20 protein-coding genes and 1 pseudogene are annotated in these 21,777 nt (G+C 62.3%); 8 read left to right on the top strand and 13 right to left on the bottom strand.

The window, feature by feature from the left end; all coding sequences use genetic code 11:
• Positions 1–6 precede the first annotated feature (6 nt).
• From ERD78_RS02350 to ERD78_RS02340, 3 genes are all read right to left on the bottom strand, one after another.
• On the bottom strand, positions 7–1,266 hold the full coding sequence (locus tag ERD78_RS02350; RefSeq protein WP_129967663.1) for an NnrS family protein: 1,260 nt from the start codon (positions 1,264–1,266) through the stop codon (positions 7–9).
• Positions 1,259–1,663, bottom strand: a complete 405-nt coding sequence (locus ERD78_RS02345) for a group III truncated hemoglobin (protein ID WP_129967661.1) — start codon at positions 1,661–1,663, stop codon at positions 1,259–1,261. The genes ERD78_RS02350 and ERD78_RS02345 overlap by 8 nt, the downstream gene beginning before the upstream one ends.
• An 80-nt stretch (positions 1,664–1,743) precedes the next feature.
• Positions 1,744–2,346: a GNAT family N-acetyltransferase gene (locus ERD78_RS02340; protein ID WP_129967659.1), complete on the bottom strand. Its 603-nt coding sequence runs from the start codon at positions 2,344–2,346 to the stop codon at positions 1,744–1,746.
• A 64-nt stretch (positions 2,347–2,410) separates the two neighbouring features.
• Between ERD78_RS02340 and ERD78_RS02335 the strand changes: the two genes are divergently transcribed.
• From ERD78_RS02335 to ERD78_RS02325, 3 genes are all read left to right on the top strand, one after another.
• Complete coding sequence (locus ERD78_RS02335; RefSeq protein ID WP_129967657.1) at positions 2,411–2,752, top strand: protein tyrosine phosphatase family protein; 342 nt, start codon at positions 2,411–2,413, stop codon at positions 2,750–2,752.
• Between the two features lie 105 nt (positions 2,753–2,857).
• The gene (locus tag ERD78_RS02330; protein ID WP_129967655.1) at positions 2,858–3,319 is read left to right on the top strand and encodes a universal stress protein; all 462 of its coding nucleotides are present in this window, start codon (positions 2,858–2,860) and stop codon (positions 3,317–3,319) included.
• A gap of 2 nt (positions 3,320–3,321) precedes the next feature.
• Positions 3,322–3,927 carry a glutathione S-transferase gene (locus ERD78_RS02325; RefSeq protein ID WP_129967653.1) on the top strand — a complete coding sequence of 202 codons (606 nt, stop codon included), beginning with the start codon at positions 3,322–3,324 and terminating at the stop codon, positions 3,925–3,927.
• A 90-nt stretch (positions 3,928–4,017) separates the two neighbouring features.
• Here the strand turns inward: ERD78_RS02325 and ERD78_RS19880 are convergent, their stop codons facing one another.
• The 7 genes and pseudogenes from ERD78_RS19880 to ERD78_RS02295 form a co-directional block, all read right to left on the bottom strand.
• A complete protein-coding gene (locus tag ERD78_RS19880; protein ID WP_209019932.1) occupies positions 4,018–4,137 on the bottom strand; it encodes an MFS transporter small subunit in 120 nt (39 codons plus the stop codon).
• A 9-nt stretch (positions 4,138–4,146) separates the two neighbouring features.
• A pseudogene (locus ERD78_RS02320) lies at positions 4,147–5,575 on the bottom strand (L-lactate MFS transporter).
• A 107-nt stretch (positions 5,576–5,682) separates the two neighbouring features.
• Positions 5,683–5,928, bottom strand: a complete 246-nt coding sequence (locus tag ERD78_RS02315) for a formate dehydrogenase subunit delta (RefSeq protein ID WP_129967651.1) — start codon at positions 5,926–5,928, stop codon at positions 5,683–5,685.
• Complete coding sequence (gene fdhD, locus ERD78_RS02310) at positions 5,925–6,791, bottom strand: formate dehydrogenase accessory sulfurtransferase FdhD (protein WP_245152297.1); 867 nt, start codon at positions 6,789–6,791, stop codon at positions 5,925–5,927. The genes ERD78_RS02315 and fdhD overlap by 4 nt, the downstream gene beginning before the upstream one ends.
• Positions 6,792–6,801: 10 nt before the next feature.
• Positions 6,802–9,747, bottom strand: coding sequence for a formate dehydrogenase subunit alpha (gene fdhF / locus ERD78_RS02305; protein WP_129967649.1), 2,946 nt, complete (start codon positions 9,745–9,747; stop codon positions 6,802–6,804).
• A gap of 11 nt (positions 9,748–9,758) precedes the next feature.
• Entirely contained in the window at positions 9,759–11,330 is a 1,572-nt protein-coding gene (locus tag ERD78_RS02300) for a formate dehydrogenase beta subunit (protein ID WP_129967647.1), read from the bottom strand.
• Positions 11,327–11,833 (bottom strand): formate dehydrogenase subunit gamma, encoded by a 507-nt coding sequence (locus ERD78_RS02295; RefSeq protein ID WP_129967645.1) that lies wholly within the window; start codon positions 11,831–11,833, stop codon positions 11,327–11,329. Before ERD78_RS02295 ends, ERD78_RS02300 begins: the two co-directional genes overlap by 4 nt.
• 224 nt (positions 11,834–12,057) lie before the next feature.
• Between ERD78_RS02295 and ERD78_RS02290 the strand changes: the two genes are divergently transcribed.
• From ERD78_RS02290 to mobA, 3 genes are all read left to right on the top strand, one after another.
• Entirely contained in the window at positions 12,058–13,167 is a 1,110-nt protein-coding gene (locus ERD78_RS02290; protein ID WP_129967643.1) for a substrate-binding domain-containing protein, read from the top strand.
• 81 nt (positions 13,168–13,248) lie between these two features.
• Complete coding sequence (gene moaA, locus ERD78_RS02285) at positions 13,249–14,343, top strand: GTP 3',8-cyclase MoaA (protein ID WP_129967641.1); 1,095 nt, start codon at positions 13,249–13,251, stop codon at positions 14,341–14,343.
• A complete protein-coding gene (gene mobA, locus ERD78_RS02280; RefSeq protein ID WP_129967639.1) occupies positions 14,343–15,059 on the top strand; it encodes a molybdenum cofactor guanylyltransferase in 717 nt (238 codons plus the stop codon). Before moaA ends, mobA begins: the two co-directional genes overlap by 1 nt.
• Here mobA and ERD78_RS02275 read toward each other — a convergent pair.
• Together ERD78_RS02275 and ERD78_RS02270 are read right to left on the bottom strand one after the other, a co-directional pair.
• Positions 15,016–16,209, bottom strand: a complete 1,194-nt coding sequence (locus ERD78_RS02275) for an acyl-CoA dehydrogenase (RefSeq protein WP_129967637.1) — start codon at positions 16,207–16,209, stop codon at positions 15,016–15,018. The genes mobA and ERD78_RS02275 overlap by 44 nt on opposite strands.
• Positions 16,210–16,258: 49 nt before the next feature.
• Positions 16,259–17,965 carry a thiamine pyrophosphate-binding protein gene (locus ERD78_RS02270; protein ID WP_129967635.1) on the bottom strand — a complete coding sequence of 569 codons (1,707 nt, stop codon included), beginning with the start codon at positions 17,963–17,965 and terminating at the stop codon, positions 16,259–16,261.
• 110 nt (positions 17,966–18,075) lie between these two features.
• Here ERD78_RS02270 and ERD78_RS02265 point away from each other — a divergent pair, with 110 nt between their 5' ends.
• Together ERD78_RS02265 and ggt are read left to right on the top strand one after the other, a co-directional pair.
• Positions 18,076–19,005 (top strand): LysR substrate-binding domain-containing protein, encoded by a 930-nt coding sequence (locus tag ERD78_RS02265; protein ID WP_129967633.1) that lies wholly within the window; start codon positions 18,076–18,078, stop codon positions 19,003–19,005.
• Entirely contained in the window at positions 19,002–20,891 is a 1,890-nt protein-coding gene (ggt, locus tag ERD78_RS02260) for a gamma-glutamyltransferase (RefSeq protein ID WP_129967631.1), read from the top strand. Before ERD78_RS02265 ends, ggt begins: the two co-directional genes overlap by 4 nt.
• 25 nt (positions 20,892–20,916) lie before the next feature.
• On the opposite strand, the gene purU is transcribed toward ggt, so the two are convergent.
• Entirely contained in the window at positions 20,917–21,771 is an 855-nt protein-coding gene (gene purU / locus ERD78_RS02255; protein ID WP_209019948.1) for a formyltetrahydrofolate deformylase, read from the bottom strand.
• Positions 21,772–21,777 lie beyond the last annotated feature (6 nt).

The following is a 21,777-nucleotide window of genomic DNA, read 5'->3' as shown; positions in this document are numbered from 1 at the left end:
TCGGCCTCAGGCGCCTGGCCTGACTACGGGCGCTACCCGCTGCGTGGCAACAGCAGGGCGATGCAACTGTGCATCGGGACGCGGGCGTATCAGCATGGGCACGAAGCGCCATAGGTACAGGGCCATGCTGGCCATCCAGCAAAGTGCCGCGGCATGCAGCACACCCAGGCTTGCGGTGGAAGGCCACAGCGCTGCCAATCGCAGCACGGCGGCGGCGATCATCAGGTAGTAGCTGGCCAGCATGCTGCGGTCCAGCGCCAGCGGCCGGCCAAGATGCCCCAATGCGGTGCGCGTAACCATGCCGATGATGAGCACTGAAAATCCGCCGACGCCGATGATATGTACGTGCGTGGCCGCCCTGGACAGTGGCCCGGACGTAAGGCCGGCCGTGTAGACGGCGGCCCAGATGAGCCCCACGGCCAGCGAGACATAGCCCAGGTAGAGAATCCAGAGCATGGGCTTGTGCAAGACCGACAAAGGCTTCCAGCGCGCCAATTGCCAAAGCGCAATGATGCCGGTTGCGGCGAGCGCGAGCGCGGCGGGCCAGCGCAGGCCGGCCAGGCTGGCGGCAATGGCGGCCACGCCAAGAACCATCTGCGCCTTGCCGCTGCCGGCCAGCATGGGGATCTGCAGGCCGGGCACCATGCGCATGGAGAAAAACGGGATGACGCGGCGCGCGATAAGCAGCGCGATGACGGCCATGCACAATAGCCCTTGCTCGAAATAGTGCATGAGCGATACATAGTTGCCCTGGCGCGCGGCCAGCAGATACAGCACATTGGCGGCGCACAGTCCCGCCAGCAACATGGGCAGGCCGTAGTTTCTCGTGCTGTGCTTCTTGACCACGACGCGCAGCACACAGAGGCTGGCCAGCATGAAAAATGCGGTTTCACAAGCCATGGCCAGCCAGAAGGCCAGCTCGCCGCCGACCAGATAGCCGGCGCGCGCGAGCAGCCAAAGCAGGCACAGCATCCCCAGCCAGCCGCCCTTGAGCGGGTTGATGCCGGTCCATGCGTTGCTGGCCGTGAACAGAAAGCCGACAGCGATGGTGGCGATGAAACCCCACAGCATTTCGTGCGCGTGCCAGGCCAGCCCCCACATGGGCGGGCGCACCAGGCTGGGCGCGAATATCCAAACCGCAATGGAGATCAGCGCCCAGGCGCATCCCGCCATATAGAGCGGCCGGAACCCCAGGCTCAGAAAGGCCGCCATGGCGGGCCTGGAACCGGCCGAGGCCAGGCCACCCGGCATGCCGGTATCAGCCATTGAAAAGCTCCGAAGGCATGCGCTCGGGGTCGCGGCTCATCTGGTAGCCATACCAGAGGCTGCGGGCAATGCGCTGCGCAGCAGTCTCGGCGGACTCGGCGAAAGGACGATTAGGCAGCGTTTCGGTGGTTTCGTGGAACAGCGCCAGCCAGCGTTGGAACATGTCAGGGTTCAGGCCAGGCAGGGCGACATGTTTTGGCATGGGCGTGCCGCGATAGGTGCCGCTGCCCCGCAATACCGAAGACCAGAAGCGGACCATGGTGGCCAGGTGCGAGTCCCAGTCGTGAACATGGGCGTCGAAAACAGGGCCTATCAGCGCGTCCTCGCGCACCCGCGCATAAAACTGATGAACAAGGGTGGTGATTTCCGCTTCGGTACAGAGTTCTTCTCGGGACATGGACGTGGGTATCTGGATGGGGCGCAACCGCGCAATAAGATATATTTTAAAGTAATCTTATTGGCAGTCAAGATGCGGCGTCAGGCCTGTGGCGGCATCCAGGGCTCGGGTTGCGTGCCTGCGCCGTCGCCGAGTGCGCGCTGCATGAACACAACGTCTATCCATTGGCCAAACTTGTAGCCGGTGGCGGGCTGGATGCCCACATGCGAGAAGCCGGCACTGCGATGCAGGGCGACCGACGCCTTGTTGTCCTGGCCTGCGATGACGGCGACCATCTGCCGCCATGGGCCTTGCTCGCAACGTCGTATCAGGGCGGCGAGCAGCGCCTTGCCCACGCCCTTGCCCGCCTGGTCGGGGTCCAGATAAATGGAGTTCTCCAGCGTATAGCGGTAGGCAATGCGCTGGCGGTACTGGCCGGCATAGCAGTAGCCCGCTATGACGCCGTCCTGCTCAGCCACCAGATAAGGAAGGCCCTGGCTGGTGATGTGATTCAAGCGGGCGCGCATCTCCTGCACGGATGGTGCGGCTTCCTCGAAAGTGGCTGTTCCGTTCTCGACATGATGCGCGTAAATGCGCTGCACCGCGTCCATGTCGCCCGGTGTGGCGTCGCGGATTGCGAGACGGCCCGCTGCACCGCTTTTGCCGGCCGCATCCCGGACTTGCACGTCAGGAGAGGTGGTCATACTATTTCCTTGTTGAATATAGCGATATTTTCGCGCTTCTCTTATTAAACACCAGGAGCCATCCATGCCGGTTCAGATCAACGCGCTCAGTGACGATTTCGCGGTCGCCCCGCAGCTTTTTCCCGACGACATGCAGGCCGTCGCCGACGCCGGGTTCAAGAGCGTCATTATCAATCGGCCCGATATGGAAGGTGGCCCCGAGCAGCCGCTGTCGGCGGATGTCATGGCGGCAGCCCGGGCGGCCGGCCTGCAAATTGAATACCAGCCGGTGGTCAGCGGGGGGATGACGGCCGACGATGTTGCGCGGTTCGCTGTGCTGCTCAAGGAGTTGCCCGGCCCCGTTCTGGCATTCTGCCGCACGGGCACGCGCTGTACCCATCTGTACCAGGCAGCGGCCGGCGTCTGAGACGGGCATAAAACGCCCGGTCCGCGCACCCGAGTATTCACCAGTATTATTTTGTCCATATGACGTTAAGCTACGGAGGCAGTGCATTCTATGGGGGCTACCACCATGTTCAAGAAAATTCTTATTCCAACCGACGGCTCCGCGCTGTCGGCCCAGGCGGCCAACAAGGGCGTATGTTTTGCGCGCGAAACCGGAGCTGAAGTCGTGGCGCTTTACGTGACTCAGCCGTTTGCGGCCACGGTGGGTTTTGATGGCATGGCAGCCGCCTACGCCATTACCGATGAAGACTACGACAAGACCGCGCAGGAGCAGGCTCAGAAATATCTGAAAGCGGTACTCGATCGGGCTGAAACGGCCGGTGTTAAGGCCAAAGGCAAGTCCGTGTCCAACTTCAATGTGGCAGACGGGCTGGTGCAGGCCGCCGAGGAAGAAGGATGCGATCTCATCTTCATCGGAAGTCATGGACGCAGCGGCCTGTCCCGTTTGCTGCTGGGCAGCGTCACCATCAAGGTGCTTAGCCTGGCCAAGACGGCAGTGCTGGTCTATCGCGTGAAGGAGCCGGCATAGGCATGAAAATCTATTATTCGCCATCTTCCCCCTATGTGCGCAAATGCATGGTGGCCGCGCACGAGCTGGGCCTCGCCGACCGTATCCAGAAGCTTGACAGCGCGGCCAGTCCTGTGACCATGGACATGAACGTGGCCCAGGCAAATCCGCTGGGCAAGGTTCCCACCTTGCTGACCGACGAGGGCCTGGCCTTGTTCGACAGCCGCGTGGTCTGCGAGTATCTCGACGACCTGGGGCGTGGCAGCCTGTTTCCACGCGAGGGCGCGTTGCGCTGGCAAGTGCTTGCCGAACAGGCGCTGGCCGACGGCATGCTGGATGCAGCCTTGCTGGCGCGATACGAAAAGGCGACGCGGCCGGGCGAATTCCAGTGGCAGGCCTGGATCGATGGACAGATGAAGAAAATCGCCAACGGCCTGCAGCATTTCGAACAGCATGTCGAAACACTTGCCGATCGCGTGGATATCGGCACCATCGCCTTGGCTTGCGCGCTGGGCTACCTGGATTTCCGCTATGCCGACTACGAGTGGCGTGCGGCGCATGGCGGGCTGGGCGAGTGGTATGCCGGGTTTTCGGCGCGGCCCTCAATGAAGGCAACCGCCCCGGGTTAATGTGTGTCCGGGGCGTCCGGCCTGCTTCCCGGCAGGCCGGAGTTCGCAAAAAAGGCCGCATGCGTTGCGGCCTTTTTTGCGTCTGTGGAGTTACTTGAATAGCGCGCCCGCCTTCAATAGCGTCTCCCAGATGCCGATTACCAGCGGAATGCCGACATACAGCCAGAAGACGACGACCAGGGCGGTGGGAGTTGTCGATTTTGTGCTCATGGCGACTCCTTACTTGTTGCCGAGTGAGCCCGCCATGGCGGGCGTGAGTTTCGTTGGATCGCCGATTGCGGCGTCATCGCCCTGATCGGCGCTCATGTGGTGGTGTGCGGACACCGGCTTGACAAGCATGTTGCAGATGAAGCCGACAACCAACAGGCCGGCCATGATGTACATGGTGGTGGTATAGGCTTGGGACGGCGGCACGCCGCTGTCGACTTGGTATTGGCGGATATAGTTCACCAGCACCGGTCCGAAGATACCGGCGGCGGCCCATGCGGTGAGGATGCGGCCGTGGATGCCTCCCACGTAGCGGGTGCCGAAGAGATCGGCCAGATAGGCGGGAATGGTGGAGAATCCGCCACCGTACATGGAAATGATGACGGCATAGAAGAGCACGAACAGCGCCACATTGCCCGCCGATCCCATGCCGGGAACCATGAAGTAGAGCACGGCGCCCAGGACGAAAAAGGTGTAGTAGGTGTTCTTGCGACCCAGGAAGTCGGATACCGATGCCCAGAAGAATCGCCCCAGCATGTTGGCCAGCGATAGCAGGCCGACGAAACCGGCGGCGGCAGCCGGCGTCACTGCGCCCTTGAAGCTTTCCTGGATCATCACCGAAGCTTGGCCAAGCACGCCGATGCCCGCCGTCACGTTCAGGCACAGTGCCCACCACAGCAGCCAGAACTGCGGCGTCTTCAGGGCCTGGTCGATATGCACATGATTGCGCGATATCATCGCATTCTGCGTGACGGGAGGCGTCCAGCCTTCGGGCTTCCAGTCCTTCGCCGGGATGCGTATGGCGAGCGCACCTATGGACATGGAAATGAAATACAGAATGCCCATGACCACGAAAGTCTGCGCGACACCTACGGATGTGGGGCTGGAAAAGTGCTTCATGAGCGCCACAGACATGGGGGATGCGATGAATGCGCCGCCGCCGAATCCCATGATGGCCATGCCGGTGGCCATGCCGCGCCTGTCCGGAAACCATTTGATGAGTGTCGACACGGGCGATACGTAGCCTATGCCCAACCCTATGCCGCCCAGGACCCCGTATCCCAGGTAGACCAGCCAGATCTGATGCCACGATATGCCGACCGAAGCCACCAGGAAGCCGCCCCCGAAGCAGCACGCCGCCGCGAACATGGCCTTGCGGGGACCGACATCCTCCAGCCATTTTGCCGGCGAAGGCCGCAGACAGCCCCAGGAAGAGTATGGCCAGGCTGAAGATCCAGCCCAGGGTAGGCAGGCTCCAGTCCTCAGGCGCGGACTGGGTAATGCCCACAAGTCGCGTCATGGGATTGTTGAATACTGAGAACGCATAGGCCTGCCCTATGCACAGGTGGACGGCCAGGGCTGCCGGCGGAATCATCCACCTGTTGAAGCCGGGTGGGGCGACGATACGTTCCTTGCTGAAAAAGCCATGTTCTGTACTCATTTTGTCTCCTTGCCGCCTGTCGGCGACGGGTGAGTCTGAATATGTGAGAGGGGACGCTGCACAAAGCGGGTCGATGCTGGGTTGAAACGCAGAGTGATGTGTGAGTGTCAGGAGGGCCTGAGCCGCTCCTTGTTGGCTAGAATGGCCTGCAAGACAATCTCGTTCAGGCCGGCATTGCCGGACTGTCCGTCCGGCCTGGATTCCAGGAAGTCAAGCATGGCCCGTCGCATGCGCGGCTCCCAGAATTTCTGTATATGGTTGACGATGCCTTCCTCGCCCTCGGCACGGTCGGGAAACGCTTCGAAAAAGTCGCCAATGCGATTGGCCAGGCGTATGAGGTGTTCGATATTCATGCTGGGCTCCCATCATGCAGATACTCGGCATGGCTGTAGATTGTGTAACGGTCGCCGCGGGCGAATCCCGCGAGCAGTAGGTTCAGGCGGTCCGCCAGGTCCACGGCGTAGGCCGTCGGCGCGGAAACCGCAATCAGGGCACCGATGCCGGCGGCAGCCGATTTCTGCACCATCTCGAAGCTGGCACGGCTGGATATGGCGGCAAACCCGTCCGAAAACGACAGGCCCTGGCGCAGTCGCGCGCCAATCAACTTGTCGAGCGCGTTGTGTCGGCCGACGTCCTCGCGCACCGCGTCGATGTGACCGTCGAGCGCGGCCCAGCCAGCCGCATGCGTGGCGCCGGTGGCTTGATGCAGAGGCTGGCGTTCGCGTAGCTGCGTCACGGCGGCGGAAAGGGCGTGGGCGTCATAGCGCGCCGATTGCCCCGGCACGGGCATCAGTTCGCGCTCGACCGCATCGAGGCTTTCAACACCGCAGAGACCGCATCCCGTCCTGCCAGCCATATTGCGCCGCCTCAGTTTCAGCTGCTGCATGCAGGCACTGGCAATGCGCACATTGAGCACGATACCGACAGGCTGGCTGGACACATTGATTTCATAGATGTCTTCGGGCCCTCGGATGATGCCCTCGGTGTAGGAAAAGCCATAGGCAAAGTCCTCGAGATCCGATGGCGATGCCAGCAAGGTGGCATGGCTGATGTCGTTGAACGCCAGCGCCACGGGCACTTCCTGCGCCAGTACATCGGGCTCGCATTGCGAAAGGCCGGATGCATCGCATCGCATGACCAGTGTCTGCCGTGAACTGGCTGCCTCCGGGGCATCGCTGTTGCGCCATGCCGGCACGATTATTTGCTCCCGTTTCATGCCTGTTCCATCAATCATGCGTACTGGTGACGGGCGACGCCGGCTCGGTTCGCGGCGTGACGGCCGGCTTCTCGGGCCCGGGTGCGGCACCGTGATCCTCGCCCTCCCGCTTGCGCTTGCGCAGCAGCTCCAGCTGGGCGTCGCTGAAACGCGCCCAGCGCGCCTGCCATTGCGAAGGCTCGGTGACGCGTCGCGCCTGAATGGCCGTGACCTTGTACTCCGGGCAGTCGGTGGCCCAGTCCGTGCTGTCGGTCGTGACCACGTTGGCGCCGGATTCGGGGAAATGGAAGGTGGTATAGACGACGCCAGGCTGCACCCGGTCCGTCACATCGGCACGCAGCACGGTCTCACCCGCGCGGCTCTGAACCGCGACCATGTCGCCGGCGCGAATGCCCCGGTCTTCGGCGTCATGGGGATGTATCTCCAGCATATCCTCGTCATGCCACACGACATTTGGCGTGCGCCGGGTCTGGGCGCCCACGTTGTACTGGGACAGGATGCGGCCGGTGGTGAGCAGCAATGGAAATTTACGGGTGCTGCGCTCGTCGCTGGGCACATACTTCGTGATCATGAACCTGCCTTTGCCACGCACGAACTCGCCCACATGCATGATGGGCGTGCCTTCAGGCGCTGCATCATTGCATGGCCACTGCACGCTGCCACCCAGCTCTTCGATGCGGCGGAACGACACGCCCGCGAACGTTGGTGTGAGACGTGCAATCTCGTCCATGATTTCGGAAGGGTGGCTGTAGTGCATGGGATAGCCCAGGGCGTTGGACAGCGCGCAGGTGGCCTCCCAGTCGGCCAGGCCGCCCATGGGCTCCATGACCTTGCGCACGCGCGAGATGCGGCGCTCGGCGTTGATGAAGGTGCCATCCTTCTCCAGGAACGAGGAACCGGGCAGAAACACATGCGCATACTTTGCGGTTTCATTCAGGAATATGTCCTGCACGATGACGCATTCCATGGCCGTGAGCGCGGCTGCCACATGCTGCGTATTGGGGTCGGACTGCACGATATCCTCGCCTTGGCAGTACAGGCCCTTGAAGGATCCGGACACGGCGGCGTCGAACATGTTCGGCAGGCGCAGGCCTGGCTCCGCCTGCAGGGTCACGCCCCAGTCGCGCTCGAATTCGCCGCGCACAACGGGGTCGGAGATATGGCGGTAGCCGGGCAGTTCATGCGGGAAGGAGCCCATGTCGCAGGAGCCCTGTACGTTGTTCTGGCCGCGCAGCGGATTGACGCCAGTGCCTTCCTTGCCGATGTTGCCGGTTGCCATGGCCAGGTTGGCGATGGCCATGACCGTGGTGGAACCCTGGCTGTGCTCGGTGACGCCCAGGCCGTAGTAAATGGAGCCGTTGCCGCCGGTGGCATAAAGCCTTGCGGCGCCGCGAAGGTCGGCCGCGGGCACGCCGGTTTCGGCTTCCATGGCCTCGGGTGAGTTTTCCTGCAGCGAGACGAAGTCGCGCCACTGCTCGAATGCTGGCGTTTCGCAGCGCTCCGCGACGAATGCCTCGTCTATCAGGCCTTCGGTGGCAATCACATGGGCCATGGCTGTCAGCAGCGCTGTATTGGCACCGGGCCGCACGGGAAGATGATAGGCCGCGTTGATGTGAGCGGTTTTGACCAGCTCGATGCGGCGCGGGTCGATGACGATGAGCCGGGCGCCTTCACGCAGGCGCCGCTTGAGGCGCGAAGCGAACACGGGATGCGCCGCGCTCGGATTCGCGCCCATCAGAATGACCACGTCCGTGTGCATGACCGAATCGAATGTCTGGGTGCCCGCAGACTCGCCGATTGTCGTCTTCAGGCCATAGCCGGTGGGCGAATGGCATACGCGGGCGCAGGTATCCACGTTGTTGGTGCCGAATGCCGCGCGCACGAGCTTCTGGACGAGGTAGGTTTCCTCATTGGTGCAGCGCGAGGACGTAATGCCGCCCACCGCGTCGCGCCCGTGCTTGGCCTGGATGCGTCGGATTTCCGATGCGGCATACTGTATGGCTTCGTCCCAGCTCACCTCGCGCCATGGCTCGGAAATATGTTTGCGTATCATGGGCTTGAGCATGCGGTCCTTATGCGTTGCGTAGCCCCAGGCAAAACGGCCCTTTACGCATGAGTGCCCGCGGTTGGCCTTGCCGTCCTTCCACGGCACCATGCGCACCACTTCCTGTCCTTTCATTTCGACCTTGAAGCCGCAGCCCACGCCGCAATAGGCGCAGGTTGTGATGACCGCGTGTTCCGCCTGGCCCATTTCAACAACAGATTTTTCAATCAGCGACGACGTGGGGCAGGCTTGCACGCAGGCGCCGCAGGACACGCACTCGCTGCCCAGGAAGCCGTCGTTCTGGCCGGCGGTGATGCGCGAGGCGAAGCCGCGCCCGTCCACCGTCAGCGCAAACGTGCCCTGCACCTCGTCGCATGCGCGCACACAGCGGCTACAGACGATGCATTTGGACGGGTCATAATCGAAATAGGGATTGGATGCATCGGTGGCGTCGTCCAGATGGTTGGCGCCTTCGTAGCCGTAGCGCACATTGCGCAGGCCGACCACGCCTGCCATATCCTGGAGCTCGCAATCGCCATTGGCGGGACAGGTCAGGCAGTCGAGCGGGTGATCGGAGATGTACAGTTCCATCACATTGCGGCGAAGATCATGCAGCTTGGCGGTCTCGGTGTGAACCACCATGCCGGCTTCCACAGGCGTGGTGCAGGAAGCCGGGTAGCCGCGCTTGCCTTCTATCTGCACAAGGCAAAGACGGCAGGAGCCGAAGGCGTCCAGATTGTCCGATGCACACAGCTTGGGTATATTGATGCCCGCTTCGGCCGCAGCGCGCAGGACGGATGTACCGGCCGGCACCGTGATTTCCTCACCGTCTATGGTAAGCGTCACCAACTGGGTGCTCGTGGATGCGGGCGTGCCAAAGTCGCGATCGCGCTTGAGTACGGTTTCGAGCATGTCGGGCTCCTTCAGGCCACCGGCGTGCCCGCCGTTGTGGCGGCAGGCAGGCCAAAATCTTCGGGGAAATGTTCCAGGGCGGACAGCACGGGATAGGGTGTCATGCCGCCAAGCGCACATAGAGATCCGGACAGCATGGTGTCGCACAGGTCGCGCAGCAGCACCACCTGCGCCTCGCGCTGGTCGTTGTTGCGGATTTTCTCGATCACCTCGGTGCCGCGTACCGCACCGATGCGGCATGGTGTGCATTTGCCGCAGGACTCGACGGCGCAGAACGCCATTGCGTATTCGGCCATCTTCGCCATGTCGACCGTGTCATCGAAGGCAACCAGGCCGCCGTGTCCAATCATGGCGGAAATCCCAACGTAGGCCTCATAGTCCAGCGGCACGTCCCATTGGGACTCAGGCAGATACGCGCCCAGCGGCCCCCCCACCTGCACGGCGCGCAGCGGACGTCCGCTTGCGCTGCCGCCGCCAAAGTCATACAGCAGTTCGCGCAGCGTCAGTCCGAAGGCCTTCTCCACCAGGCCGCCCTGCTTGAGATTGCCGGCAAGCTGGAAGGGCAGGGTGCCGCGAGAACGGCCCATGCCGTAGTCTCGATACCACGCTGCCCCGCGCGCCAGCACGATGGGCACGGATGCCAGCGAAATCACGTTATTGACAACGGTGGGCTGTCCGAACAGGCCCTTGAGCGCCGGCAGCGGCGGCTTGGCGCGCACCAGGCCGCGCCTGCCCTCAAGGCTTTCGAGCAGCGAGGTTTCTTCCCCGCATATATAGGCGCCGGCGCCGACGCGCACTTCCAGGTCGAAGGCCCGCCCGCTTCCGTTCACATCCTGGCCCAGCCAGCCCGTCTCGCGTGCGCGAGCGATGGCGTCCTCCAGGACGGTGATGGCACAGGGATACTCGGAACGCACATAGATGTAGCCATAAGTGGCTTGTACTGCGATACCGGCAATAATCATCCCTTCGATCAGCGCATAGGGATCTCCCTCCATGAGCATGCGATCGGAGAATGTGCCCGAGTCTCCTTCATCGGCATTGCAGACGATGTATTTCTGGTCCGCCGAGGCGGACAGGACCGTCTTCCACTTAATACCCGTGGGGAAGGCCGCGCCACCGCGTCCCCGCAAGCCGGACTCGGTCACCGCATCCACGACGCCCGCCGGTGTCATCGCCAGCGCTTTCTCCAGTCCCGCAAAGCCACCATGCGCGATGTAGTCGTCGATGGACAGCGGGTCGGTGATACCGACGCGCGCGAAAGTCAGACGCTCCTGCTTCCTGAGCCAGGGGATGTCGTCGGTTGGACCGTGTCCGAGCGGATGGTGGCCACCCTGCAGCCAGTCCGCGTCGAACAGGGTGGGTACGTCGGCAGGTTCCACCGGCCCATATGCGACGCGGCCTTGCGGTGTTTCCACCTCTACCAGCGGTTCCAGCCAGAGCATGCCGCGCGAGCCGTTGCGCACGATATGAATGTCCAGGCCGCGCTGTCGCGCCTCCAGATCGATTGCTTTTGCGACCTCATCGGCGCCTACCGCAATGGCTGCGGTATCGCGGGGAACGAATATGCGAGCAGGAGTATTCATGCCGCCCACCCCTCCGCCTTGAGCAAGGTATCCAATTTCTGCGGTGTGATCCGTGCGTGAGGCCTTCCGTTGATCATTACGGCTGGCGATTGGGCGCATAAGCCAAGGCAATAAACAGGTTCCAGGCTGACACTGCGGTCCTGCGATTCGCCATGAAAATCGCAGCCGAGGCGCTCACGGACATGTTGCGCCAACGCATCACTGCCCATGGCCTGGCAGGACTCCGCCCGGCATATCTCCAGCACGATGGGTGCCGGCGCCTTCTCGCGGAAATGAGGATAGAAGCTGATGACACCATGTATTTCGGCGCGCGACAGCCTGAGGCCTTCGGCCAGCACCGGAACGGCGCTGGCCGGTATACAGCCCAGTACATGCTGGATGGCGTGCAATACCGGCAAGAGATTGCCTTTTTGGCCCTGGAAGCGGGCTAGTACCTGGCGCGCGATCTGCTGCGCGGTTTCGTCGGATGGCGTGAATTCGCTGGAATCCGTGGGCGTATGCATGGCGTTTTCCTCCTGCTGGATGCGAGCATGTTTCACAGCTCTCATCGTCTCTAATATGTTTGGTAATGCATATTTACTTGTATTGCGAGCATTACCTTTTTTATGCGGTTGAGGTAATCTAACCCCTAAAACACTTGGCTTCAATAAGAAAAAATTGACATATAAACTTGGCAGGCAGGCAATTCTTATATGCAATATGAAACATATAAAGGCAGAGGAGACACATGACTTACCGCTTCAAGGCCCGTCTTAGTTCTGAGTGGGTGCTGGAGAAACCTTCTGGGGTCCTGCTGCCGCTCAGCGAGGTTTTGCGTCTGCTGGCAGCCGTGGATGCGACCGGTCATATTGCCGGCGCCTGTAAGGCCTGTGGCCTGTCCTACCGGCATGGCTGGGGTATTCTGCGCAATGCGGAAAAAGCTTTCGAGGCGCCGCTCATCGAAACATCGCGAAGGCAAGGTTCCAAGTTGACGACCTTCGGGCAGCACCTGATCTGGGCCAACCGGCGCGTGGATGCGCGGCTCATGCCAACACTGGAGAGCATGGCATCGGAGTTGCAGGAGGAGTTGCAGCGGCTGTATCCGGAGAGCCAGCCCAGGCTGCGCCTGCATGCCAGCCATGGCTTTGCGGTGGAGGGCCTGATGCAACTGGCCAACGGCCTGGATATGTCGCCGCTGGAGTTGCGCTACCGCACGGCCATTGAGGCCCTTGCTTCACTGGACCGCGACGAGTGCGACCTCGCCGGCTTTCAGGTGCCTGTCGGCGAGTTCGAACTGCCCATACTCGAGCGTTACAGCCAATGGCTGGATCCGGCGCGCCATGTGCTCATTCACTTGGCTGTGCGTAACACGGGCATGTTCGTCAAGCCGGACAATCCCAAGAAGATCAGATCGGTGGCCGATCTGGTGAATCCCAATGTTCGTTTCGTGAATCGCCAGATCGGATCCAGCACACGGTATCTGGTCGACTACATGCTGCGCCAGTTGGACATCGACACGAGCCGCGTGCAGGGATTCGACAGCAGTGAGTTCACGCATATGGCCATTGCCGCGCATATTGCAAGCGGCATGGCGGACGTGGGCATAGGCGTGGAGACCGCGGCATGGCGATGCGGGCTTGCCTTCATTCCGTTGGTGGAGGAGCGGTATTTCTTTGCCGCCCATCGCGATACGCTGAGCAAACCGCAGATGCGGCGCTTGCTGGATCTGATGAATGGCGAGCAATACCAGGCCTATGTATCGCAGCTGGTGGGCTATGATGCCGCCTTGATGGGCAAGGTGCAGACGCTGGAAGAGGCTTTCGGGCCCGATTATGCCGCCGCGCTGGCGGGCGCCTGACCAGAGGCGGGCAATGAGGGACAGTGTGTGGCGTGTTGCCGCAGCCCGGCAAAATCAACGTGCAGCGATTATCATGAGGTTATGAGCAAAGTCATTTTTCTTGCGCCCAACGGCGAAATTGCGCAGGACGCGCTGTCGCCCGGCTCGCATGCTGGCGTTCCGCCATTGGATAGGCGCGGCCGGCCCTTGCGTGACCTGCGCATATCGGTCACCGATCGATGCAATTTCCGCTGCGCCTACTGTATGCCGCGGGAAGTGTTCGATGGAAACTATACCTTCCTGCCGCATGCCTCGCTGCTGACCTTCGAGGAGATCACGCGCGTTGCGCAGGCGGCCATCCAACTGGGCGTGCGCAAGATCCGGCTTACGGGTGGCGAGCCCTTGATGCGCAAGAATCTGGAACGCCTGGTCGGCATGCTTGCGATGCTGCGTACGCCGGATGGTGAAGCCATCGATCTGACGCTTACCACCAACGGTACATTGCTCGAGAAGAAGGCGGCCGCGTTGCGGGATGCGGGGCTGACGCGGGTCACGGTCAGCCTGGATGCATTGGACGAGCATTTGTTCGAGCGCATGAGCGACAGCCGCATCAGCGTCAAGACGGTGTTGCGCGGCATTGACGAAGCGGCGCGAGTGGGGCTGTCACCCGTCAAGGTGAACATGGTTGTTCGCAAGGGTGTGAACGACGACCAGATCGTGCCCATGGCGCGCCACTTCCGCCACACAGGCCATGTCCTGCGGTTTATCGAGTTCATGGATGTGGGAACGACGAATGGCTGGAACATGGCCGAAGTGCTGTCCGGTGCGGAAATACTTCGGCTGCTGCGGGCGCATTTTCCCCTGGAGGCCGTCAAGGCGGACTATCGCGGGGAGGTGGCGGCGCGCTGGCGCTATGTTGACGGGGGCGGCGAAATCGGTTTGATTACCAGTGTGTCGCAGCCGTTCTGCGGCGATTGCACGCGGGCGCGGCTGTCGCCGGAGGGCAGTATTTTTCTCTGTCTCTTTGCCGACCGAGGCCATGACCTTCGCGCGCTGGTACGCAGCGGTGCCGATACCGGTGCGCTGGCGGCGCGCATCGCCAATATCTGGTCGGGCCGCGATGACCATTACTCCGAAATTCGTGGACGGGAATCCAGCGCTCATCGCAAGATCGAAATGAGCTATATAGGCGGGTAATGGATCGCAGCCTGCTCACTGGCGTGGTGCTGGCCGGCGGATTGGCCCGGCGCATGCAGGGCGGTGGCGTGTCTGTGCCCGCACCGGATTCATCGCAGCCCGCGGTCCGCGGCGCTTTTGCGCAAGCCGAGACAATGCCGGTCTCACGGCGCGAGAAGGGGCTGCTGATGCTGGCCGGAGAGCCGCTGGTGGCCGGGGCCTGTCGCGTCCTGCGGCCATATGTCCAAACCATGCTGATCAGCGCGAATCGCGAGACGGATCGTTATGGGCTTCATGGTACGGTTATCCGCGACGATCCCGCCCTGGGCGAGGATGTCGGTCCTTTGGCGGGCGTGGCGCGCGCCTTGGCTTGCGCGCAGACGCCATGGCTGGCCGCGCTGCCTGTGGATGTGGTGAATGTGCCGGTGGATCTGGTTGCCATTCTGGCTGCCGCGGCCAGGCGGGCGGGCGTGCGCGCCGCCTATGTCATGCACGGCGGGCGTGCGCATCCGTTGTGCCTTGTGGCACGCACGGATCTGGCCGGTGATGTACGCGATTACCTGCTGCGCGGCGATCGCAAGGTGCAGCTGTGGCTGGACCGCATCGAAGCGCTTGCCGTGCCATTCAGCGCGGACTCCGATGCGTTTTTCAATATCAACACGCCGGTCGATCTCCAGCGTGCCGAGGCGCTGTTCAGAAGAAGGCCTGCAAGCCTGTCTGCGCGCGGCCCAGAATGAGCGCGTGCACGTCATGGGTGCCTTCGTAGGTGTTGACCACTTCCAGATTCACCAGATGGCGGGCAACGCCGAATTCATCCGAAATGCCATTGCCCCCCAGCATGTCGCGAGCCATGCGGGCAACGTCCAGCGCCTTGCCGCAGGAGTTGCGCTTCATGATGGAGGTGATCTCGACTGCCGCGCTGCCCTCATCCTTCATGCGCGCAAGGCGCAGGCAGCCCTGCAGCCCAAGCGTGATCTCGGTCTGCATGTCGGCCAGTTTTTTCTGAATGAGTTGATTGGCGGCGAGCGGGCGTCCAAACTGCTTGCGGTCCATGGTGTACTGGCGGGCGGTGTGCCAGCAGGCCTCGGCCGCACCCAGCGCGCCCCAGGCTATGCCGAAACGGGCGGAGTTCAGGCAGGTGAAGGGGCCGCGCAAGCCTTTGACATCGGGCAGCATCTGTTCCGCGTCCACGGGCACTTCATCCATGACAATTTCGCCGGTAATGGAGGCACGCAAGCCGACCTTGCCATGAATGGCAGGAGCGCTCAGGCCTTTCATGCCCTTTTCCAGGATAAAACCGCGAATTTTGCCGTCGTCCTCGCCGCCAACCACCTTCGCCCACACGACGAAGACGTCGGCAATGGGCGAATTGGTGATCCACATCTTGCTGCCTGTTAGCTTGTAGCCGCTGCCATCTTTGACGGCGCGGGTTTCCATGCTGCCAGGGTCGGAGCCGTGGTTGGGTTCGGTCAGGCCGAAGCAGCCTATCCATTCTCCGCGGGCCAGCTTGGGCAAGTACTTCTGCTTCTGCGCCTCGCTGCCGAACTCGTTGATGGGCACCATGACGAGGGAAGACTGTACGCTCATCATGGACCGATAGCCGGAATCGATACGCTCGACCTCGCGGGCAATCAGGCCGTAGCACGCATAATTCAGGCCTGCGCCGCCGTATTCTTCAGGAATGGTGGCGCCCAGCAGACCCAGTTCGCCCATTTCGGCAAAGATGGCAGGGTCTGTTTTCTCGTTGCGGAATGCTTCCAGGACGCGTGTCGCGAGCTTGTCCTGGGCATAGGCGTGGGCGGCATCGCGCACCATGCGCTCTTCGTCGGTGAGCTGGCTGTTCAGAAGCAGCGGGTCGTCCCAATGAAAGGAGGGAGAGGAAGACATGTGGAGACTCCGATAATGGCAATGAATAAGGTGGCGGCCTGGGCCGGCGTCAGGACTTGGCCTGGTCGCGCAGCGCCTGCTGGCGTATTTTTTGTATGGTGGTTGTCGGCGTGATGGCTTCCGGGTCCAGGATGCAGTGCAGGATGGCCGGCTTGCCGCTGGCCAGCGCGCGTTCGAACGCAGGGGCGAACTGTTCCGTTGTCTCCACGCGCTCGCCATGTCCGCCGAAGGCCTTGGCGTAGGCGGCGAAGTCCGGGTTCTGCAGGCTTGTGGCGGAAATACGGCCAGGATAGTGACGCTCCTGGTGCATACGTATTGTGGCAAACATACCATTGTCGAAAATAATCGCGACAATGGGCAGGCCGTACTGAACAGCGGTCGCGAACTCCTGGCCATGCATCATGAAACAGCCGTCGCCCGCGAAACACACGACGGTTTTGTCAGGCTGTATGCGCTTGGCCCCAACCGCGGCGGGCAGGCCGTACCCCATGGAGCCCGAGGTGGGCGCCAGCTGGGTGCCGAAACGCTGGAAGGGATGGAATCGGTGCAGCCATGTCGCATAATTGCCGGCGCCATTTGTCATGATGGCATCCGGAGGCAGGACGGATTTCAGATAGGCCATGACCTGGCCCATCTGCAGGCTGCCGGGGTTTTCTATTTTGAGCGAGTCGGTCCAGGCCAGATAGCTTGCCCGCATATGATCGGCCTGCGCGGCCCATGCGGGCTGAGCGGGCGCCTGCAGCGCAGCAAGCGATTGCGTGAAAGCGATCGGCGAAGTATTGATGGCCAGCGTGGCCCGGTAGACGCGGTTCAGTTCTTCGGAATCGGGATGTACGTGCACCAGTGCCTGGCTGGGTACCGGGATATTCATGAGCGTATAGCTCTGACTGGCGATTTCCGACATGCGTCCGCCCACAAGCAGAATCAGATCGGCATCGCGGATGTATTGCATGAGTTCGGGGTTGCCACCCAAGCCGACATCGCCAACAAAACAGGGGTGCGTAGTGGGAAACAGCATCTGACGGCGAAACTGCACGCCGACCGGCAGGTGAAAGCGCTGCGCGAAATCCGCAAACCGGTCGACGGCATCCTGATCCCAGCGGCTGCCTCCCAGGATGGCAATGGGCCTGCGCGCCTTGGCAAGACGTTCGCCCAGCGACTGTACCTGCGTCGCGGTGGGCGCATTTTCCACAACCTGGTAATGCGGTGCATCGGCAACCTGTGCATACTCGACCAGCATGTCCTCCGGCAGGGCGATGACCACGGGGCCCGGGCGGCCGGACGTTGCCACGTGAAATGCGCGCGAAATGATTTCCGGAATGCGCTCGACCTGATCGATTTCGGTCACCCATTTGGCCTGAGTGCCGAACACGGCGCGGTAATCCATTTCCTGGAATGCGTCGCGCTCGCGCATGCCGCGCTCGATCTGCCCCACGAACATAATGAGCGGCGTGGAGTCCTGATGAGATATGTGGATGCCGGCCAGGGCGTTCGATGCGCCTGGCCCGCGCGTGACCATGACAATGCCGGGTTCTCCGGTGAGCTTGCCGTGCGCGTCGGCCATCATGGCTGCGCCGCCCTCCTGGCGGCATACGGTGACCTGGATGTTGGCGTCGTGCAGGCCGTCAAGCACGGCCAGATAGCTCTCGCCGGGCACGCAGAACACGTGTCTGACGCCATGGGCAACAAGCTGATCAACAAGCAGATGGCCGCCCATGCGGGCGGGGGCGGGAATTTGATTAGGTTCGGCGTTCATAGATGGAAAAGGATATGTGCGTTGTGCGCACAACGCAATTGATAAAATTGCACAATGTCTTGCCTATTATGCAAGAATACGGCTGTTTATGCCGCAGTCCTGGAGTCTTCATGAGAAACGGCGTACCCAATCTGGGCGCATTGCAGGCATTTGAAGCCACGGCTCGCCTGGGGTCATTCTCGCGCGCAGCCGAGGAGCTGTCACTCACGCACAGTGCAGTGTACCGCCAGGTCACGGGGCTGGAGCAGCGTCTGGGCGTGCAGTTGCTCACCCGAGTGCGGCGCCGGGTAGCGCTGACGGATGCGGGCGCCGAGTATGCGGCGCGTGTGCGTCACCATCTGGAGCAATTGGAGAAAGACACGTTCGGGCTGATGACACGTTCGGGCATGGGCCGCAGCCTGCACGTGGCCGTCTTGCCCACGCTTGCCGCGACCTGGCTGCTGCCTCGGCTGGCTGCATTTCATCGGCAGCATCCGGATATCGCAGTCAGCCTGTCGGCGCGCACCCTGCCATTCCAGTTCAAGGACCATCCGTTCGATGCCGCCATCTATCATGCGACCCAGCTCTGGCCCCAAACCGCTGGCCTCAAGCTGTTCGACGAAGGACAATTGGTTCCGGTATGCCTGCCCGAGCTGCTGGACGCCGCGCCGGGCGTGAGCAAGCATACCGATGCCGGCCCAGCCACGGCGCTGGCCGGACTGACACACCTGCATATGATTTCCAGGCCCGATGCGTGGCGCTATTGGTACGAGGCGCAAGGGCTGGCCTATGCGCCGTCCATCAGCGCGGGGCCCCGCTACGAGCTTTTCACTATGGTGCTGGCCGCAGTCAAGTCCGGGCTGGGGGTGGGCCTGGTCCCCCAATTTATTGCGGAACCCGATCTGGCGGCAGGGCGGCTGGCCATCCCGCATCCTGGCGTGCTGCGCGTTCCCGAAGCCTACTATTTCGGTTATCCCACCGATACCGAGCGGCCAGATGCGCTGCTCGCCTTCGAGACGTGGTTGAGGCAAGTAACTAACGAAAAAGAGAAGCCATCATGAAGCAGCACCATGCGTCATGGATATATCGTACCGCGCGGTGGTGGTCAGGCGCCGCCTGGCGCCGTGCCTGCGCGAGCGCCGGCCTAGCACTTTCGCTTGCGTTGGCCGCCTGCGCCGGGCCTGGGGCGCCGCACTTCGAAGGCCAGGCCAGCGCCTGCCCCGCGTCGCCGCAGCCTGGGACGCGGGTGGCGCCCGTGCCTTCGGCGGACCAGATTCGGGCCAGGTATGCGAATCCGGAAGCGGCCACGGGGCGTATCGAACATCCGGTTGTTCGCGCGCCGCATTATATGGCCAGCAGCGCCAATCCCCTGGCCTCTCGGGCGGGCGCCCGGATACTGGCCAATGGCGGAAGTGCCATCGATGCCGCCATCGCCATGCAGATGGTGCTCAACCTGGTCGAGCCGCAATCGTCCGGCATTGGCGGCGGCGCATTCGTCATGGTGTATGACGCTCAAACGCACGCGCTCCAGGCCTACGATGGGCGCGAAACGGCGCCGGCTGCGGCGCGCGGCAACCGCTTTATGCGGGATGGCAAGGCCATTCCATTCCAGGCGGCCGTCAACAGCGGTCTGTCTGTCGGCGTGCCGGGCGTTGTGCACGCATTGGCGCTGGCACATCAGGCCCACGGCAGGCTTGACTGGGCCGCGCTGTTCCAGCCCGCGATCAAGCTGGCCCAAGAGGGCTTTGCTGTCTCGCCGCGCCTGCATGCGCTGCTGGCCAGCAATACGTGGTTGCGTCAGCAGCCGGCTGCGGCAGCCTATTTCTATGACGCCGAAGGCCAGCCGTGGCCTGTGGGGCATGTGCTTCGCAACCCCGCGTTGGCCGGTACCCTGCGTGCCATCGCGGCGCAGGGACCCAAGGCCTTCTACCAGGGGCGCATCGCGCGCGACATGGTGCGGGCCATCGCATCGCATCCTGTGGCGGGTGACATGACGCTGTCCGATCTCGCCGGATATCGCGCCAGGGTCCGCGAACCCTTGTGCATGCCTTACGAGGGCTATCGCTTGTGCGGCATGCCGCCGCCCAGTTCAGGGCCACTGGCGGTAATGCAGATGCTGGGTATCCTGTCGCACACATCGATTGCATCGCTGCGGCCGCTTTCCCTTGAGTCGGTGCATTTGTTTGCAGAGGCGGGGCGCCTGGCCTTCGCCGACAGAAGCCTGTATGTTGCTGATCCCGATTTTGTCGATGTGCCTGTTCAAGCCATGCTGGACCCGCGTTATCTGCGTCTGCGCGCAGGCCTGATTGATGCGCATCAGGCCATGGGGCATGCCCGGCCCGGCGATCCCGCGGGTTTAAAGGCGGTGCGTGGCCAGGACGCCTCTCCCGAATTGCCGTCCACCAGCCATATTGTGGCGGTGGATGCACACGGCGGCGTGGTGTCCATGACCACATCCATAGAAACCGCATTCGGCAGCAAGATATTCGTCGATGGTTTTCTGCTGAACAACCAGCTTACGGACTTTTCCTTGAGCGATACCGATGATCAAGGCAGGCTGGTGGCGAACCGGGTCGAGCCCGGCAAGCGCCCGCGCAGTTCCATGTCGCCCATGATTGTGTTTCGCCAGGATGCGCCGGTGCTGGCGATCGGCTCGCCCGGAGGATCGTCCATCATCAACTATGTCGCCAAGGCATTGCTGGGCGTGCTGGACTGGGGCATGAACGTGCAGCAGGCCATCGATCTGCCCAATTTCGGCAGCCGCAACCGTGAAACGGAGCTCGAGAAAGGCACGGTGCTGCAAACGCTGCGCAGGCCCTTGGAGGCAATGGGTCATAGTGTGCGAGAGATGGACTTTCCCAGCGGGCTGCAGGGTATTGCCATTACGCCGCAGGGGCTGGAAGGCGGCGCCGATCCCCGGCGCGAAGGCCTGGCTATCGGCGGATGATTGTGCGACGCCTGTACGCAGGCGTCTAGCGGAATACCACGGTGCGCTGCCCGTTGAGCAGTATGCGATGTTCGACATGCCAGCGCACAGCGCGGGCAAGCACGAGAGATTCGATGTCGCTGCCCACGCGCACCAGATCCGATGGGCTCATTTCATGGCCTACCCGTCGGATGTCCTGTTCAATGATGGGGCCTTCGTCCAGGTCTGCCGTCACGTAGTGCGCGGTGGCGCCGATGATTTTCACGCCCCGCTCATGCGCCTGGTGATAGGGGCGTGCGCCTTTGAAGCTGGGCAGAAAGCTGTGGTGTATGTTGATGGCTCTGCCTGAAAGCGCGACGCACAGCGAATCGGACAGAATCTGCATATAGCGCGCCAGCACCACAAGATCCACCTGCGCTTGTTCCACCAGATCCAGAACTCGCCGCTCCTGCGCATGCTTGGATGCCGCGTCGACGGGAATATGGTGAAAGGGAATGCCATAGCCTTCCACCATGCCGCGAAAATCCTGGTGATTGGATACCACACCCGCTATTTCCACAGGCAGCTGGCCGCTGTGCGTGCGAAACAGCAGGTCGTTCAGGCAATGTCCCTGTCTGCTCACGAGAATGAGCAGCCGGGCCTTGCGCCGCGCGTCATGAATGCTCGCCTGCATATCAAAGCGGTCGGCCACCGCCACGAAGCGTTGCTCAAGTTCGGCGGAAGCCACGTCCTGGGGCAGCGAAAAATGAACCCGCAGAAAGAATCGCTGCGTTGCGAGATCGCCGAACTGCTGCGCATCGACGATATTGCCCTGCAGGCCGAGCAGCCATCCCGTCACGTGATGAACGATGCCAATGCGATCAGGGCAGGAAAGGGTCAGTATGTAGTCATTCATGTGCAGGGGAAT

This window comes from Allopusillimonas soli, assembly GCF_004153445.1.
Lineage (GTDB): Bacteria > Pseudomonadota > Gammaproteobacteria > Burkholderiales > Burkholderiaceae_B > Allopusillimonas > Allopusillimonas soli.
Note: the sequence above shows the minus strand (reverse complement) of the source record. Positions and strands in the feature narration are given on the sequence as shown.

Bases quoted from the DNA above. Each gene is read 5' to 3' on its own strand.
- ERD78_RS19880 (WP_209019932.1), bottom strand. From the start codon at position 4,137: ATGAGCACAAAATCGACAACTCCCACCGCCCTGGTCGTCGTCTTCTGG.
- ERD78_RS02300 (WP_129967647.1), bottom strand. From the start codon at position 11,330: ATGAATACTCCTGCTCGCATATTCGTTCCCCGCGATACCGCAGCCATT.
- fdhF (WP_129967649.1), bottom strand. From the start codon at position 9,747: ATGCTCGAAACCGTACTCAAGCGCGATCGCGACTTTGGCACGCCCGCA.
- ERD78_RS02325 (WP_129967653.1), top strand. From the start codon at position 3,322: ATGAAAATCTATTATTCGCCATCTTCCCCCTATGTGCGCAAATGCATG.
- ERD78_RS02270 (WP_129967635.1), bottom strand. From the start codon at position 17,965: ATGAACGCCGAACCTAATCAAATTCCCGCCCCCGCCCGCATGGGCGGC.
- ERD78_RS02275 (WP_129967637.1), bottom strand. From the start codon at position 16,209: ATGTCTTCCTCTCCCTCCTTTCATTGGGACGACCCGCTGCTTCTGAAC.
- ggt (WP_129967631.1), top strand. From the start codon at position 19,002: ATGAAGCAGCACCATGCGTCATGGATATATCGTACCGCGCGGTGGTGG.
- ERD78_RS02290 (WP_129967643.1), top strand. From the start codon at position 12,058: ATGACTTACCGCTTCAAGGCCCGTCTTAGTTCTGAGTGGGTGCTGGAG.
- ERD78_RS02315 (WP_129967651.1), bottom strand. From the start codon at position 5,928: ATGAATATCGAACACCTCATACGCCTGGCCAATCGCATTGGCGACTTT.
- ERD78_RS02335 (WP_129967657.1), top strand. From the start codon at position 2,411: ATGCCGGTTCAGATCAACGCGCTCAGTGACGATTTCGCGGTCGCCCCG.
- ERD78_RS02295 (WP_129967645.1), bottom strand. From the start codon at position 11,833: ATGCATACGCCCACGGATTCCAGCGAATTCACGCCATCCGACGAAACC.
- ERD78_RS02330 (WP_129967655.1), top strand. From the start codon at position 2,858: ATGTTCAAGAAAATTCTTATTCCAACCGACGGCTCCGCGCTGTCGGCC.
- ERD78_RS02340 (WP_129967659.1), bottom strand. From the start codon at position 2,346: ATGACCACCTCTCCTGACGTGCAAGTCCGGGATGCGGCCGGCAAAAGC.
- ERD78_RS02350 (WP_129967663.1), bottom strand. From the start codon at position 1,266: ATGGCTGATACCGGCATGCCGGGTGGCCTGGCCTCGGCCGGTTCCAGG.
- ERD78_RS02345 (WP_129967661.1), bottom strand. From the start codon at position 1,663: ATGTCCCGAGAAGAACTCTGTACCGAAGCGGAAATCACCACCCTTGTT.
- ERD78_RS02265 (WP_129967633.1), top strand. From the start codon at position 18,076: ATGAGAAACGGCGTACCCAATCTGGGCGCATTGCAGGCATTTGAAGCC.
- mobA (WP_129967639.1), top strand. From the start codon at position 14,343: ATGGATCGCAGCCTGCTCACTGGCGTGGTGCTGGCCGGCGGATTGGCC.
- moaA (WP_129967641.1), top strand. From the start codon at position 13,249: ATGAGCAAAGTCATTTTTCTTGCGCCCAACGGCGAAATTGCGCAGGAC.
- fdhD (WP_245152297.1), bottom strand. From the start codon at position 6,791: ATGAAACGGGAGCAAATAATCGTGCCGGCATGGCGCAACAGCGATGCC.